Source organism: Streptomyces sp. NBC_00080, from assembly GCF_045041255.1.
GTDB lineage: Bacteria > Actinomycetota > Actinomycetes > Streptomycetales > Streptomycetaceae > Streptomyces > Streptomyces coriariae.
The window spans coordinates 3,257,537-3,273,416 of record NZ_CP108235.1 but is presented as its reverse complement, the minus strand read 5'-3'; the positions used below and the strand labels follow the sequence as shown (position 1 = coordinate 3,273,416).

At 72.2% G+C, this 15,880-nt stretch carries 8 protein-coding genes; 5 read left to right on the top strand and 3 right to left on the bottom strand.

Annotation, left to right across the window (positions count from 1 at the left end; translation table 11 throughout):
• The 5 genes from OHU34_RS14295 (at window position 1) to fxsT (ending at window position 9,717) form a co-directional block, all read left to right on the top strand.
• Entirely contained in the window at window positions 1-3,489 is a 3,489-nt protein-coding gene (locus OHU34_RS14295) for an SAV_2336 N-terminal domain-related protein (protein WP_405766658.1), read from the top strand.
• A gap of 41 nt (window positions 3,490-3,530) precedes the next feature.
• On the top strand, window positions 3,531-3,740 hold the full coding sequence (gene fxsA / locus OHU34_RS14290; protein WP_230194697.1) for an FxSxx-COOH cyclophane-containing RiPP peptide: 210 nt from the start codon (window positions 3,531-3,533) through the stop codon (window positions 3,738-3,740).
• 172 nt (window positions 3,741-3,912) lie between these two features.
• On the top strand, window positions 3,913-5,115 hold the full coding sequence (locus tag OHU34_RS14285) for an FxsB family cyclophane-forming radical SAM/SPASM peptide maturase (RefSeq protein WP_230194696.1): 1,203 nt from the start codon (window positions 3,913-3,915) through the stop codon (window positions 5,113-5,115).
• Complete coding sequence (locus tag OHU34_RS14280) at window positions 5,115-6,575, top strand: aKG-HExxH-type peptide beta-hydroxylase (protein WP_405772254.1); 1,461 nt, start codon at window positions 5,115-5,117, stop codon at window positions 6,573-6,575. The genes OHU34_RS14285 and OHU34_RS14280 overlap by 1 nt, the downstream gene beginning before the upstream one ends.
• Before the next feature lie 130 nt (window positions 6,576-6,705).
• Window positions 6,706-9,717, top strand: coding sequence for an FxSxx-COOH system tetratricopeptide repeat protein (fxsT, locus tag OHU34_RS14275; RefSeq protein ID WP_142266144.1), 3,012 nt, complete (start codon window positions 6,706-6,708; stop codon window positions 9,715-9,717).
• A 131-nt stretch (window positions 9,718-9,848) separates the two neighbouring features.
• Here fxsT and OHU34_RS14270 read toward each other — a convergent pair whose 3' ends face one another.
• The 3 genes from OHU34_RS14270 to OHU34_RS14260 form a co-directional block, all read right to left on the bottom strand.
• Window positions 9,849-13,664, bottom strand: coding sequence for a multifunctional oxoglutarate decarboxylase/oxoglutarate dehydrogenase thiamine pyrophosphate-binding subunit/dihydrolipoyllysine-residue succinyltransferase subunit (locus OHU34_RS14270; protein WP_405766655.1), 3,816 nt, complete (start codon window positions 13,662-13,664; stop codon window positions 9,849-9,851).
• 302 nt (window positions 13,665-13,966) lie between these two features.
• On the bottom strand, window positions 13,967-15,070 hold the full coding sequence (locus tag OHU34_RS14265) for an ATP-binding protein (protein WP_020130721.1): 1,104 nt from the start codon (window positions 15,068-15,070) through the stop codon (window positions 13,967-13,969).
• Window positions 15,067-15,807, bottom strand: coding sequence for a response regulator transcription factor (locus tag OHU34_RS14260; protein ID WP_020130720.1), 741 nt, complete (start codon window positions 15,805-15,807; stop codon window positions 15,067-15,069). The genes OHU34_RS14265 and OHU34_RS14260 overlap by 4 nt, the downstream gene beginning before the upstream one ends.
• Window positions 15,808-15,880: the final 73 nt, after the last annotated feature.

Sequence of the window (15,880 nt, the reverse complement as noted above, 5' to 3'; positions counted from 1 at the left end):
ATGCCCGACGCAGCGGCCCGCCACGGCCCCGTCCCGCCCGACGGCCGCCGTCCCGGCCCCCCGGGTGCCGTCCCGGCCGGAGGCGGCACCGTCGAGCCCGGCGGTGCCTCGCCTCCCGTGGCGCGCGGCGGTGATCCGCTCGCCGAACTCGTCGCGCGGTTGCGTGACGTCGGACTCGACCCCGATGTGCCGCAGCTGTGCGACGCGCTCTGGCTGGCGCGCTGGACCCGGCCGGTCGAGGCCGCCGACCAGGAGGACCCGCCCGCCGGGACCGGTGCCCGGCCCACGCCCCGGCCCGACGGCGGACGTGGCCCGGACGGGGACGGACGGCCGCGCGGGGACCGCCCCGCACGGCCGGAGCCGTCGCCGCAGGACGTGGGGGCCGACGGGCGGGTGAGCCTGTACCCGGTCCCGAAGGACGGGGCGGAGCGGACCCGTGGCGCGGGACGGGCCGCCGCGCTGCCGGTGGGTGTGCCCGCTGCCCCCGTACTGCCCGCCCCACTCGAACTCCAGCGCGCATTACGGCGGTTGCAGCGCTACCGCAGCCCCGCGCCGCCGCTGCGCATGCGGCTCGACGAGACGGCGACGGCGGAGCGCAGCGCGCAGGCGGGCGGCCTGATCCTGCCCGTGTACCGGGCCGTCACCCGGGGCGACGCCCGGCTCCAACTGGTCCTGGACGCCTCCTCCTCGATGCGCGTGTGGGACAGGCTGTTCATCGAACTCCAGCAGGTTTTCGGCCAGTTGGGCGCCTTCTCCGACATCCAGGTCAGTCATCTGCACCAGGGGCCGGACGGTGAGCCGGCCGTCAGCCGCAGCCCCGACGCCTACGCGGCGCCGCTGCACTCCGCGGACCGGCTCAGCGATCCCACCGGCCGCCGGATCGTCCTGCTGGTCAGTGACTGCGCGGGTCCGCTGTGGCACAGCGGCCACGCGCACCGGCTGCTGCACCACCTCTCCCGGCAGGGCCCGGTCGCCGTGCTCCAACCGCTGCCGCAGCGCCTGTGGAACCGCACCCGACTGCCGGTGCTGTTCTGCGAGTTGAGCCGCGGCGAGACGCTGGGCGGAGCGGCCGCACTGCGCGTGAGGACCCCCGCGGGGATCCCGGCGGAGGCGCGCCGTGGAGCACTGCCGGTGCCGGTGCTGCCGCCCGAGCCGGTGGCCCTGGGCGCCTGGGCCAGGCTGCTGTCCGGGGCCGGCGCCGGGCCCGTCCCGGGGGCCGTGGGCTGGGTGCGCGCGGACCAGCCGGCCGCCCCGGCGGCCCGTGCCGACCGCCGACGCACACCCTTCGAACGGGTCAGCAGGTTCAGCTCCAGCGCCTCCCCGGCCGCCGGCCGGCTCGCCGTGTACCTGGCCGCCGCACCCTTGTGCCTGCCCGTGATGCAGCTCGTCCAGCGCACGATGCTGCCCGACTCCGGGCCGGCCGAACTCGCCGAGGTGCTGGTCGGCGGCCTGATCACGCGCGCGTCGGAGGAGTACGCCGACGGCGGTGCCCAGTGGTACCGCATCGAGCCCGACGTACGTGATGCTCTGCTGTCCCGGCTGGGCCGCGACGAGGCCATGCTGGTGCTCAAACACTGCTCGGAGTACATCGAGCAGCGCTTCGGCAAGGGCGGCCCCAACTTCCCGGCCCTCGCCCTGGCCCAGCTCGGCGACGGCGGCGCCGGCCGCCCGTACACACCCACCACCCAGCGCACGGACGACGGCGACAACGGTGACAACGGTGACCGCCGGGACAACACCGACCACACCGACCACGCCGACCACGGGGACAACGGCGGCAACGGCGAGGAGGCCTCCGTGCCCCAGCCCTTCGCGGAGGTCGCCGCCCGCGTGCTGCGGCGGTTCATGCCGCTGCCCGAGCAGTTCGAGAGCCCCGGAAGCCGGACCGGACCGGGCCAGCCCGTGGAACGGCCGACGCACCAGGCGGTCCGCAGGGCCCGAGCGCTGATCGAGCGCTTCGACAGCGAGGGCATGATCCAGGACGTCATCGACGCGGTGCAGCTGCTGCGCGGCGCCACCGAACGCGAGCGGACGGGCGCGGACCCCGAACTGTGGGCCGAGTACGCGCACTGCACCCTGCGGCTGTGGGAGGTGCAGGGCGGCGACGACCTTCTCCAGGAGGCCGAGGCGGCCGCGGAACGGGCGACCGCACACCCGCGCCGGCTGCACGAACGGGCCGTGCTGGCCCGGGTGCTGTACGCGGCCGCGACCGACCGCAGGCGGCGCGGCGACCGCACCGGCGCCCTGGACCTGCTGCGCCGCGCCGACCGCGAGTACGCCGTCGCCTGCGCCGCACCCGGGCTCGACGAGAACCAGGCGCTGAAACTCACCCTGGAACGGGTGCGCGCCCTGGAGGCACAGTGGCGGCTCGGCGGGGACAGCGCGCTGCTCCAGGGCGCCGTCGGCATGCTGGAGGCCTTCGCCGACGTCTGGCCCGACCGGCGCCTGCGCCCGCCCGAACTTCCCCTGGAGCACGGCAGGATCCTGCTGCGTCTGTCCGGCGCCACCGCCGATCCCGTCCAGGCGCGCCTCTACGCCGAACAGGGCGCTCAGTCGCTGCGCAACGCCCTGGACACCGGCACGGAGCCGTACACCGCCGAGTCGGCACGCGCGCGTGTGCGCATCCTGCTCGACCTGATCGACGCGCTGCTCCAGGCGGGCGGCCCGCTGGACGACGCCCAGGCCCGGGTCGACGAGGCCCTCGCCTTGGTGCGCGAACAGGGTCGGCGCGCATCCTTGCTGGCGCGGGCCGGCCGGATCGCCGTGGCCCGCTACGCCGAGTCGGGCGAACCGGCGGAGCTGGAGGTGGCAGCGGACCATTTCGCGCAGGCCGCCCAGCGGATGTCCCGCGACGCGCCCGCGCACGCCGACGTCCTAGCGGAGTGGGGCGAGGCGCTGCTGCGGCTGGCCGGACTCCAGTCCGGCGTACGGGCGCAGGACGTGCTGTCCCGGGCGATCCGCGTGCTGCGGGACTGCCGGATGGAGACCCCGGCGGGCAGCCGCCAGGTCGCCCACCGGCTGCTGCTGCTCGGCCGCGCGCTGATGCTGCGCTACCGGGCCCGCGGGGACCGGGTCGACCTGCGCGAGGCAGAACACCTTTTCGGCCTCGCGGCGGCGGAGGCGGGCGATCCGCTGCTGGCCGCCCGCTGCCGACTGGACCTCGGCCAGGTCCAGTTCGAGGCCTACCGCAGCCTGCGCCGCCCGGCCCGGCTCGACCTCGCGGTCGACGCCTTCCGCGACGCGGCGGAGGCGGCCCGGGAGGCGGAGGGGGTGGCCGAAACCGGTCGGCGGCGCCATGAAGCCGTCGAGTTGTGCGCGCAGGCGCATCACTGGCGGGGTATGTCCTATGAGGCGGCCGCCCGGCCGCGTGCCGCCCGCGAGGCCTACCGACTGGCCCGCGCGGAGTGGTCGAGACTGCCGGACGACTACCTGGGCACGGGCGAGCCGACGGCGGAGCAGACGGCGCGGCGGCTGGCCGAACTGGGCTGAACGCGGCGGTACGGGTCACGTCGGCACGAGAGGGGAACGAGATGGACAGCTCGGACCGCACGGACAGTACGGACGGCACGGACCGCGTGGAGCCCACGGGAGACCTGTCGGCGCTGCCGGACCTGACGGAGCTGAGTCTCGCCGAGCTGGCTACGGTCCAACACCCCCTGCTCCAAGAGGTGTTGGCGGATCTGCGCGAACGGGCCAGGCGGCCGAGCGAGATGCTCTGGGGATGGGCCAACTCCTTCTGAACGCCCGCCCGGCCCACCACGGGGTGCTTCCCGCGCGCCACACCGGTTTCGGTCGTGTCGTCCACCGAATCGGCCAGCGTCACCCGCTCCGCGTTTGGGCCGTCCCCCGGGACGGGAAGCGGTTCCCGTACGAGCGGTTTCGTGGCGCGGGCATACGACGGGGGGTGCTGATGTGGCGGAACAGCACGTGCCCTTCCGGCAGTTCATCGTCAAGGTCCATGGGCGCTGCAACCTCGCCTGCCGGTACTGCTACCTCTACGAGGGCCCCGACGACACCTGGCGCGGCCGCCCCGCCGCCGCGCCCCCGGAGGTCCTGGACCGCACCGCCTCCCGCATCGCCGAGCACGCGCGCACCCACGGCCTGACCGCCCTCTCGCTGATCCTGCACGGTGGCGAGCCGCTGCTGGCCGGAGCGGAGACGCTCGGCCGGTTCACCGCCCTGGTCCGCGACCGCGCCCCGGCCGGCTGCATGGTCCGCGCCGTCGTCCAGACCAATGCCACCCTGCTGACCGAACCGCGCCTGGCGACCCTGGCCCGGCACCGGATCGGGGTCGGCATCAGCCTCGACGGAGGCCTCCCCGCCCACAACGCACGGCGCGTCGACCACGCGGGGCGCCCCTCGTGGCCCGCCGCCGCACGCGGGGCGCGCCTCGTCGCCGAGCGCTTCCCTGAGTCGTACGCCGGAATCCTGGCGGTCGTCGACGTCACGCAGGACCCGGTGCAGACGTACGAGTCGCTGCTCGCCCTGCGCCCGCCGGCCCTGGACCTGCTTCTGCCGCACGGGAACTGGTCGGAGCCGCCGCCCCACTGGGACGGCACGGGAACGGTGTACGGCGGCTGGCTGTGCACGGTCTTCGACCGCTGGTGGAAGGCCGGGCGTCGGGAGACGCGGGTGCGGCTGTTCGAGGAGTGCATCGCGCTGCTGCTCGGCCTGCCGGCGATCACGGAGGCGCTGGGGCTGCAGCCCTTCGACGCCGTGGTGGTCGAGACGGACGGGTCGATCGAGCAGGTGGACTCCCTGAAGTCCGCCTACGAGGGCGCGGCCCGTACCGGGCTGGACGTCTTCCGGCACGGGTTCGACGAGGCCCTGCGGCATCCGGGGGTGCGCGCCCGGCAGGCGGGCGCGGCGGCCCTCGCCGAGCAGTGCCGCGCCTGCCCGCTGGTCTCGGTCTGCGGAGGCGGTCACCACGTCCACCGGTACCGGGCGGGGCACGGCTTCCGCAACCCCTCCGTGTACTGCGCCGACCTCCAGCGCTTCATCCGCCACGTGGCCACCCGGCTCGGCGCCGCGGCCTCCGCCACCACCGCCACCTCTGCCCTGGCCACCGCCGTCGCCGCCGTCGTCCCGAGCTCACCTGAAGGGGGCATCCCGTGATTCTCCCGGCGATCCCGGACCGGGCCCTCGACGAACTCGGCCGGTCCGAGGGCGGCCCCGAAACGCTCGCACTCCTGGCCCGAGACCAGGACGCCCGGCGGCTGCTTCTGCTGCGTGCCGTGCTCGACGCGGCTCAGGCGGCGGACCCGGCCGTCTGCTCCGCGGCGGAGAAGTCGCGGTTGCGGGACGACTGGACGCTGCTGGCCGAGGCGGACCGCGCCGTGCCCTCCGGTCTGCGAACTCCCGAGACCCCGGACCGCCCGGAACCCTCCTTCGCACGCTCCCGCCTGCTGTACCCGCTCACCGGACCGTGGGCCCTGAGCTGTCTGCGCGGCCTGGACCCGGTGGAGCGACCTCCCGCCCGGGAGAACGCGCGCGAACTCCGCCGCGCCCTGGCCCACTTCAGCGGCCTCGCCGCCGTGGCCGCCGCACGTGCCGGGATCCCCTTCACCGCCGGGCTGACTGCCCATGACGGGGTGCTCCACCTTCCCTCTCTCGGGACCCTGCGCACGGCGACAGCCGGTGACGTGCCGGTCCGGGCGACCTGCACCCAGGGCCGGGTGACGCTCCGTCAGCCCGATGCCGCTGACGTGATCGTGTTTCCGGAACGCGGGCTCGGCGCCTGGTCCGGGGCGCTCGCGTGGACACCGGCCCACGCGCTGCCCGGGCTCGTGCCCGAGGCCGATCCGCTGCCCCTGGACGACCTCGACCCGTACCGCACGGCACGGGGCGATCCCCGCCACCGCGCGCTGAGCGTGCCGACGACACTGGACGACCCGGAACGCAAACGGTGGCTGCAGGCCTGGTCGGGCACGGCCGCCGCGCTGCGCTCGGGCGGAGCGCACCGGGTGGCGGAGGCGCTCGCGCTGCTGCGGTGCCTGGTTCCCCTGGAGATGCCGCCGGACGCGGAGGGCGACGGAGACGGCGGCTGCAGCGCGACCCGGCGCGACGCGTTCGGCGCGCTGTTGTGCAGCACCCCGCCTTCGCCGGTGGCCTTCGCCGGGACTCTCGTCCACGAACTCCAACACGCGAAACTGGCGGCGCTGAGCGACCTGACGACACTTCATCAGGCAGGGCCGGACGCACGGTACTTCGCTCCATGGAGGCCCGATCCCCGCCCGTTCGACGGCCTGTTGCAGGGCGCCTACGCCCATCTGGGGCTCGCGGACTTCTTCCAGCGCCGTGCCCTCACCGCCGACCCCGCGCACCAGGAGTCGGCATGGGCCCAGCACGCCCGCTACCGGGCCCAGGTCGGTGCGGCCCTGCCCGCCCTCGTCGGGGCCCCGCACCTCACCGCCCGCGGGCGGCGGTTCGTCGACGCCATGGCCGCCGCCTACGAGGACATGGGCGCCCATCCCGCGCCCCGGGGCCACACGGCCCGGGCCCAGGCGTACCTGAAGGCCGCGCGCACGTTGTGGACACGACGTCAGACCCCGTCCGTGCCACGGCCGAATGGGTGAAGATACCGGCGCCGAGCCGTCCACTGCGGAAAGATCGTCGCGCCGAGGTGTCGTTCGCGGGCCCGCCGCACTTACCAGCGATGCGCCGAGGTTCTAGGATTTTCGTGGACTACGCGCTGGAGGCCGCTGCATGTCTGGAGCTCGTACGCCGGTCGGGACGACCGTGGGGGAGGCGGCGAATCAGACCGTCACCATCAGCTTCGCCGGGTTCAACCGGGCTTGGGCGGCCTGGATCGGCGACCGGCTGGAGCGCCGGGGGCTGCGCGTGGTGTTCCAGCGATGGGACTCGCCCGCGGATGTCCCGCTCGTGGACCTGCTGCGTCACCTGAAGATGGCCGAGGGCCGGATCCTCGTGCTCGTCAGCGAGTGGTACTTCCAACTGGGCCCGCGCACCCGCGAGGAGTGGAACGCGGCGCTGGGAGAGGTCGTGGGCCCCGACCCGTCCCGGTTCGCGGCCGTCTCCGTCACCACGGCGTCCGTGCCCACCGCCGCCGCGGTACTCGCCCCGGTCGAACTGATCAACGTGGGCGCCGACGAGGCCGAGCGGCGCCTGCTGGACCGGCTCGGCCTGCCCGCCGGACCGCTCCCGCAGACGGCAGCGGTCGAGCGCCGCGCGCCGCGCTTCCCCGCGTCCATGCCCGAGGTGTGGGGCGGGGTGCCGCGCCGCAACACGCGCTTCACCGGCCGCGAGTCCCTCCTCAACGACGCCTATCACCAGCTGCAGGGCGCGGCGCCGGGGGCGGGCGTGGTGACGTTCCACGGCATGTCGGGAGTGGGCAAGACCCAGCTCGCCGCCGAGTACGTCTACCGCTTCGGCTCCGAGTACGACGTCGTCTGGTGGGTCAACGCCGAGAAACGGGTCACCTACCGACGGCTGCTGGCCGAACTGGCCCCCAAACTGGGCCTGCGGACCGGGCAGGAGTACGGCGAGCGGCTGCGCGCGGTGCGGGACTCGCTGCGCCGGGGCGACCCCTTCGCCCGCTGGCTGCTGATCCTGGACGGCGCCGACGAGCCCGACCAGATCTGGGACCTGGTGCCCACCGGCCCCGGGCACGTGATCATCACCTCGCGCAACCCCGAGTGGAGCGAGCACAACAGCATGCTGCTGGAAGTGCCGGTGTACGCGCGTGACGAGTCGGTGGCGTTCATCCGCCGCCGCGCGCCGCGTCTCGCCGAGCCGGAGGCGGACCTGCTCGCGGAGGCGCTGGAGGACCTGCCGTTGCTGCTGGACCAGACGGCGGGCTGGCTCAACGACTCCGACCTGTCGGTCCAGGAGTACATCGGACTGCTGGAAGGCGGCATCGACCAGGACGTCGTGAAGGTCTCGGCGGACTTCCCGCTCGCCTTCCAGACCGCCTGGTCGATACTGCTGAACAAACTCCGCGAGACCGTCCCCGAGTCCGTCGACCTCCTGCGGCTGTGCACCTTCTTCGCGCCCGGCTTCATCCCCGTACGCCTCCTCAAGGAGATGCCGAGCGGCGACCTGCCCGAACAGATCGCCAGGCTGCTCAACGACCCGCTGCTGTGGAACAAGGCGATCAGTCAGCTCCGCCAGTACTCCGTGGTGCGCCTGGAGTCCCACGAGACCCTCGGCGACGAGGTGGTCTCCTCCGGTGAGTCTCTCTACCTGCACCGCATGGTCCACCAGATCGTCCAGAAGGACATGCCGGACGCGGACCGGGCCGAGTTCATCGATGTCGTGCGCCGGGCGCTGGCCGCGGCCGATCCGCGTCGGCCCACCGACACCCGCCTGTGGCAGCGGTACGCCGACATCGTGCCGCACCTGAAGTACGCGGACGTCCTCAACAGCCGGGACTCGGGTGTCCAGGGCCTGGTCCTCAACTGTCTGCGCTACATGTACTTCTCCGGCGAGTACGCGGCCGGCATCAAGCTCGGCGAACGCGCCATGGAGTCCTGGCGTTCGCTTCTCGGCGAGAGCCACCCGAGGATCTGGGAACTGACGTTCCACTACGTCAACGTGCTGCGCGCCGGCGGTGAGTACGCGCGCACCGAGGCCCTCAACCGCGCGGCCGTCGACCAGCTGCGGGAGGAACGGGGAGCGCAGGACCTGGAGCACCTGCGCTTCGCCAGCGGTCTCGCCGCCGACCTGCGCGGCCTGGGCCGCTACGAAGAGGCGCTCGAACTGTCCCGATGGAGCCAGCTGGCCTACCACGAGCTCCTCGGCGAACAGGACTCACGCACCCTCAACGCGCGCAACAACGTGGCCGTCTCGCTGCGTCTGCTCGGCGCGTACCCGGAGGCGCTGGACATCGACCGGCAGGTCATGGAGGCGCGGCGCCTGGTGCTGAAGGGGCGTCACCCGTGGACGCTCGACTCGCAGATCTCCTACTCCATCGACCTGCGGCTGCTGGGCCGCTACACCGAGGCCGAATCGATCCAGGCGCAGAGCGTCCGCGACAACGCGATCGTGATGGGGGACAGCAACCCGCAGACCCTGAAGGCCGAGTACAACCTCGCGCTGTGCCACTACCGCAACGGCGATCGCGCGCGGGCAGGCGAGCTCTTCAGCACCGTTCTGGACAACGGCGAGCGGGTCATGGGCGAGACGCACCCGTGGACCCTCATGTTCGGCTGTGCCCAGAGCTGCTTCGCCCGGGAGCACGGCGACATCGACCAGGCCCGGGAACTCAGCGAAGCCGTCGTCGCGCGCTACGAGGTGATGCTCGCCGACGACCATCCCTTCGTGGCCGGAGCCCGCGCCAACCAGGCGCTCATCCTGCGCAACGTGGGCGAACGGGAGCATGCCCACGTCCTCCTCGAACAGGCGCTGGCCGCCATGACGGAAGCGGTCGGGGAGAACCATCCCTGGAGTCTGGGGTGCGCCCTCAACGCCTCCGCCCTGCGCAACCTCGTCGGCGACACGGAGAGCGCGGCAGCGCTCAGCAGGGACACGGCGACCCGGGCCGCCGAGCTGCTCGGGCGCACGCACCCGCTCACCCTGTCGGCCCGCATCGCGTACGCGGCCGATCTGCGCGGACTGCGGGACCGGCGCCAGGCGGAGAAGGTCGAGCAGGAAGCCCTGTCGGATCTCGAGGCGACGCTGGGTAAGCAGCACGTGCACACCATCTCGGCACGCTCCCGCAACCGGCCGTACTGGGACTTCGAACCCCAGACGACCTGACCCCGGACGACCGGCCGACGGCCCGGACGAACGGCGAAGGGCCCGCCCCCGAAACCTCGGGGGCGGGCCCTTCGCCGTCGGACGGTCGTCCGACAGGTTCGTCGGACGGGTTCGTCAGGCGGTTCGCAGGCTCAGGCCTCGAACACCTCACGCACCAGCTGCTCCTGCTCCGCCTGGTGTCGCTTGGCGGAGCCGACCGCCGGGGACGAGCCGTGCGGGCGCGAGATGCGGCGCAGGCGCTCGCCGTGCGGCACGTCCGCGCCGACCGCGAGGTCCAGGTGGTCGATCAGGTTCAGGGCGATGAACGGCCAGGCGCCCTGGTTGGCCGGCTCCTCCTGGGTCCAGAGGTACTTCTCGGCGTTGGGGTACTTGTTGACCTCCGCCTGGACCTCGGCACCCGGCAGCGGGTACAGCCGCTCGAGGCGGATGATCGCCGTGTCCGTGACGCCGCGCTTCTGACGCTCGGCCTCCAGGTCGTAGTAGACCTTGCCGGCGCAGAAGACGACCTTCTTCACGGCCGCCGGGTCGGTGATCGTCGTGTCGCCGATGACCGGGCGGAACTGGCCGCTCGTGAACTCCTCCGCCTTCGACGCGGCGGCCTTGAGGCGCAGCATCGACTTCGGGGTGAAGACGACCAGCGGCTTGTGGTGCGGGTTGTGCACCTGCCACCGCAGGAGGTGGAAGTAGTTCGACGGGAGCGTGGGCATCGCGACCGTCATGTTGTTCTGGGCGCAGAGCTGGAGGAAGCGCTCGACGCGGGCCGAGGAGTGGTCCGGGCCCTGGCCCTCGTAGCCGTGGGGGAGGAGGAGCGTGACGCCGCTCGTCTGACCCCACTTCTGCTCGGCCGCCGAGATGTACTCGTCGACCACGGTCTGCGCGCCGTTGACGAAGTCGCCGAACTGCGCCTCCCACATCACGAGCGCGTCGGGGCGGGCCAGCGAGTAGCCGTACTCGAAGCCCATCACCGCGTACTCGGAGAGGAGGGAGTTGTAGACGTTGTAGCGCGCCTGCTCGTCGTTGAGGTACTGGAGCGGGGTGTGCTCCTCGCCCGTCTCGCGGTCGATGAGCACCGCGTGGCGCTGGCCGAAGGTGCCGCGCTGCGAGTCCTGGCCGGACAGCCGGACCGGGGTGCCCTCCAGCAGCAACGAGCCGACGGCCAGCGTCTCGCCCATGCCCCAGTCGATGGTGCCGTCCTCGACCATCGACGCGCGGCGCTGGAGCTGCGGCAGCAGGCGCGGGTGGACGTGGAAGTAGTCCGGGATGTTGACCTGGGACTCGGCGATGCGCTTGACGACCTCGGCGGAGACGGCGGTGTTCACCGCCACGGGGAAGTTGTCCTGCGGCTCGTGGGCGTCGCCGGCGGCGGGCTGCGCGGTGGCCTCGCGGACCTCCGTGAAGACCTTCTCCAGCTGGCCCTGGTAGTCCTGGAGCGCCTGCTCGGCCTCTTCCAGGGTGATGTCGCCGCGACCGATGAGGGACTCGGTGTACAGCTTGCGCACCGAGCGCTTCTTGTCGATCAGGTCGTACATCAGCGGCTGGGTGAAGGCCGGGTTGTCCGACTCGTTGTGACCGCGGCGGCGGTAGCAGATGAGGTCGATCACCACGTCCTTGTTGAACGCCTGACGGAACTCGAAGGCCAGCCGCGCGACGCGGACGACGGCCTCGGGGTCGTCGCCGTTCACGTGGAAGATCGGGGCCTCGATCATGCGCGCCACGTCCGTGGCGTACATCGAGGAGCGCGAGGACTCCGGGGCGGCGGTGAAGCCGACCTGGTTGTTGATGACGATGTGGACCGTGCCGCCCGTGCGGTAACCGCGCAGCTGCGACATGTTCAGGGTCTCGGCCACCACGCCCTGGCCCGCGAAGGCCGCGTCACCGTGCAGGGCGACCGGCAGGACGGTGAAGTCCGTGCCGCCCTTGTTGATGATGTCCTGCTTGGCGCGGGCGATGCCCTCGATGACCGGGTCGACCGTCTCCAGGTGGGACGGGTTCGCGGCCAGCGAGACCTTGATCTGCTCGCCGTCCAGGCCCGTGAAGGTCCCCTCGGCGCCCAGGTGGTACTTCACGTCGCCGGAGCCGTGCATCGACTTCGGGTCGAGGTTGCCCTCGAACTCACGGAAGATCTGCGCGTACGACTTGCCGACGATGTTCGCGAGGACGTTCAGACGGCCGCGGTGGGCCATGCCGATGACGACCTCGTCCAGCCGCGACTCGGCCGCGCTGTCCAGCACCGCGTCGAGCAGCGGGATGACGGACTCGCCGCCCTCCAGGGAGAAGCGCTTCTGGCCGACGTACTTCGTCTGGAGGAAGGTCTCGAAGGCCTCCGCCGCGTTCAGCCGGCGCAGGATGCGCAGCTGCTCCTCGCGCTCCGGCTTGCTGTGCGCGCGCTCGATGCGGTCCTGGATCCAGCGGCGCTGCTTCGGGTCCTGGATGTGCATGAACTCGACGCCGGTGGTGCGGCAGTACGAGTCGCGCAGCACGCCCAGGATGTCGCGCAGCTTCATCAGGGACTTGCCGGCGAAGCCGCCGACCGCGAACTCGCGCTCGAGGTCCCACAGGGTGAGGCCGTGCTCGGTGATGTCCAGGTCGGGGTGCTTGCGCTGGCGGTACTCCAGCGGGTCGGTGTCGGCCATGACGTGGCCGCGGACCCGGTAGGAGTGGATGAGCTCGAAGACCCGGGCGGCCTTGGTGACGTCGTCGTCGTGGCTGGCGTCGATGTCCTTGAGCCAGCGGACCGGCTCGTAGGGGATGCGCAGCGCCTCGAAGATCTCGTCGTAGAAGCCGTTCTCCCCGAGGAGGGAGTTGGCGACGACGCGGAGGAACTCGCCGGAGGCGGCGCCCTGGATGACCCGGTGGTCGTAGGTCGACGTGAGCGTCATGACCTTCGAGATGCCGAGCTTGTTCAGGGTGTCCTGGCTGGTGCCCTGGAACTCCGCCGGGTAGTCCATCGAGCCGACGCCCATGATCACCGACTGGCCGGGCATCAGACGCGGCACGGAGTGCACGGTGCCGAGACCGCCGGGGTTGGTCAGGGAGACCGTGACGCCGGTGAAGTCGTCCATCGTCAGCTTGCCGTCGCGGGCGCGGCGGACGATGTCCTCGTAGGCCTGCCAGAACTCGAAGAAGTTCAGCGTCTCGGCCTTCTTGATGCCGGCCACGACGAGCTGGCGGTCGCCGTTGGGCTTCACCAGGTCGATGGCCAGGCCGAAGTTGACGTGCGGCGGCTTGACGAGGGTGGGCTTCCCGTCCTTCTCCGCGTAGTGCCAGTTCATCGACGGCATGGCCTTGATGGCCTGCACCATCGCGAAGCCGATCAGGTGCGTGAAGGAGATCTTCCCGCCCCGGGCGCGCTTGAGGTGGTTGTTGATGACGATGCGGTTGTCGAACAGCAGCTTCACCGGGACCGCGCGCACGGACGTGGCCGTGGGCAGCTCCAGCGAGGCGTTCATGTTCTTGGCGACCGCGGCGGCAGGGCCGCGCAGCGTCACGAACTCCGGACCCTGCGCCGGCGCGGCCGGGGCCGCAGCCGAGGCGGGCGCGGGCTTCGCGGCGGCCGGCTTGGCGGCCGGGGCCGCCTTCACCGGAGCCGGAGCAGCGGTCGCGGGCTTCGGGGCGGCGGCCGGCGCGGGAGCCGGCGCGGCGGGCGCCGCAGCAGCGGGCGCCGCCTGGGCCGGAGCGGCCGGTGCGGCGGGCGCCGGGGGCGTGGTGGTCGCTGCGGCCCCCGCGGCCGCAGTACCCGCCGGAGCCGAGGGAGTGGCGGCCCCCGGCTTGTAGTCGGCGAAGAAGTCCCACCAGGCACGGTCTACCGAGTTCGGGTCCTGGAGGTACTGCTGATAGATCTCATCGACGAGCCACTCGTTCGGGCCGAACGCGGCAGCGGGATTCTTGCCCGCTTGGTCTGCGTCGGTCGAGATGCTCGATGCGTTACTGGGGGACTGTGGCGACACGGCGGCAACCGCCCTCTTCCGCTTCACAAGGTGATGGACAGCGGGAATAAAGGCTACGCCCCCTGGAGGGGGAAGGTCAGGCCGGGCCGGTGCATCGTCGCGTAAGTCACATCGGAAAGAGCGTTTCACGGCTGTAAATGGCGGGAAACAAGCGCGGTTGCGCGTCAAAAGGGGTGCGTTGATGCAGGTCGCGCACGCTGAGCGTGCGGACCCGTGCCGACCTGGGACGGTCCGCTGCCTGATCACACGTGTCCGACTGCGCGGACGTCGGTGGATCTTGTGGCTCCGGTTCGAACTTTACGTCAACTTGGGACGGAAAACTCTCCCGGAAGGGTGACAAGAATCCGGCAGCCCCGCTCGGATTCGGCCACTCCGATCCGGCCGCCGTGAAGATCGACCGCCCAGCGGGCGATCGCCAGCCCCAGCCCGGTACCGCCGTCGCTGCCCGGCCCGTGCGGCCGGCGGACGGCTCCCCGGTTGAACCGCTCGAACACCCGGCGCCACTCCGAGCGCGGAATGCCGGGCCCCTCGTCCAGGACCTCGAGCTCCAGCGACTCCGGCAGCGGCCCGCGCCGCGCCTTCACCGTCACCCGTCCGTGCGGCGGGCTGTGCTTGACCGCGTTGTCGATCAGGTTCGCGACGACCTGGTGGATCCGCTCCGGATCCGCGTGTGCGGTCAGCTCCGGAGGGGACACGTCCAGGTGCAGATGGACGTCGGTGCGCGTGTGGTTGCCGCCCGAGCCCATCGTGGCGCGCGCCGAGGCGACCATGTTGGCCTCCTTCAGCACCCCGGACAGGTACGGCCACACCTCGAAGCGCCGCTTGCGCAGCGGGACGACGCCGTTGTCCAGGCGGGACAGGTCCAGCAGCGTCTCCACCAGCCGCCCGAGGCGCTCCGTCTGCTTCAGGGCGGTGCGCATCGTCTCGGGGTCCGCCTCGGCGATGCCGTCGACGACGTTCTCCAGGACGGCACGCAGGCCGGCGATGGGCGTGCGCAGCTCGTGCGAGACGTTGGCCACCAGCTCCTTGCGCTGCCGGTCCTGCGCCTCCAGCTCGTCCGCCATGACGTTGATCGTCTGGGCCAGGTCGCCCAGCTCGTCGCGGCGGTTCTCGCTCACCCGGCGGGTGTAGTCGCCGTGCGAGATGGACCGGGCCACCGTGTTCATCTCGTCCAGCGGCGCGGTGAGTGAATGCGCCACGAACTGCGTGATCAGCAGTGTGGCGATCATCGAGAAGACCGTGATGAAGCGCAGCTCCGTCTTGGTGTGCACCGCGATCACCGACAGGCCGGTGGTGATCAGCACCGAGACGACGACCAGCGCACCCAGCTTGGTCTTGATCGAGAACGGCCGTACCCGGCCCCAGGGCTCCCCGGGGCTTCTCGGCCCGTCCGGCCCGGAACTCATGGCGTCGGGGTCTCCAGCGCGTAGCCCACGCCGTGCACCGTGCGGATCCGCTCCGCGCCGATCTTCCGCCGCAGCGCCTTGATGTGGCTGTCGACGGTACGGGTGCCGGAGGCGTCCGCCCAGTCCCAGACCTCCGCGAGGAGCTGCTCACGGGAGAGCACCGCGCGCGGGGTGTTCGCCAGGCAGACCAGCAGGTCGAACTCGGTGGGCGTGAGGTGCACGTCCTCCGAGCGCACCCGCACCCGGCGCTGCGCGTGGTCGATCTCCAGCTCGCCGAGCCGCAGGATCCCGCTGCGCGGAGTCGTCGCCGCGATCGCGGCCCGCTCCACCCGGCGCAGCAGCACATGCACGCGTGCCGCCAGCTCCCGCATCGAGAACGGCTTGGTCATGTAGTCGTCGGCGCCCACGCCGAGCCCGACCAGCATGTCGGTCTCGTCGTCGCGCGCGGTGAGCATCATGACCGGCACCGGGCGGGAGGCCTGCACACGACGGCAGACCTCCAGACCGTCGAAGCCGGGCAGCATGATGTCGAGGATCAGCAGGTCGGGCTGCCAGGCCTCTGCCGTGTCGACGGCCGCCGGGCCGTCGCCCGCCGTTTGCACGAGGAATCCCTCGGCGCGCAGGCGGGCCGCGATGGCGTCGACGATCGTCGGGTCGTCCTCGACCACCAGGACGCGCCGCTGCGCGCCCGGCGTCGCCGTCGCCGTGCTGTTGTGTGCGGTGTGTGTCTGCTCCATCGCCCGCCCCTGAGTGTGCTTTCCGGAACCAGTGGGGTGATCCCATGTCTGCGCATGACTGCGGTTGACGCGT

What these genes read in the sequence shown, in the direction of transcription:
- fxsA (WP_230194697.1), top strand. Translation starts at nt 3,531, where the DNA reads ATGGACAGCTCGGACCGCACGGACAGTACGGACGGCACGGACCGCGTG.
- fxsT (WP_142266144.1), top strand. Translation starts at nt 6,706, where the DNA reads ATGTCTGGAGCTCGTACGCCGGTCGGGACGACCGTGGGGGAGGCGGCG.
- OHU34_RS14260 (WP_020130720.1), bottom strand. Translation starts at nt 15,807, where the DNA reads ATGGAGCAGACACACACCGCACACAACAGCACGGCGACGGCGACGCCG.
- OHU34_RS14265 (WP_020130721.1), bottom strand. Translation starts at nt 15,070, where the DNA reads ATGAGTTCCGGGCCGGACGGGCCGAGAAGCCCCGGGGAGCCCTGGGGC.
- OHU34_RS14295 (WP_405766658.1), top strand. Translation starts at nt 1, where the DNA reads ATGCCCGACGCAGCGGCCCGCCACGGCCCCGTCCCGCCCGACGGCCGC.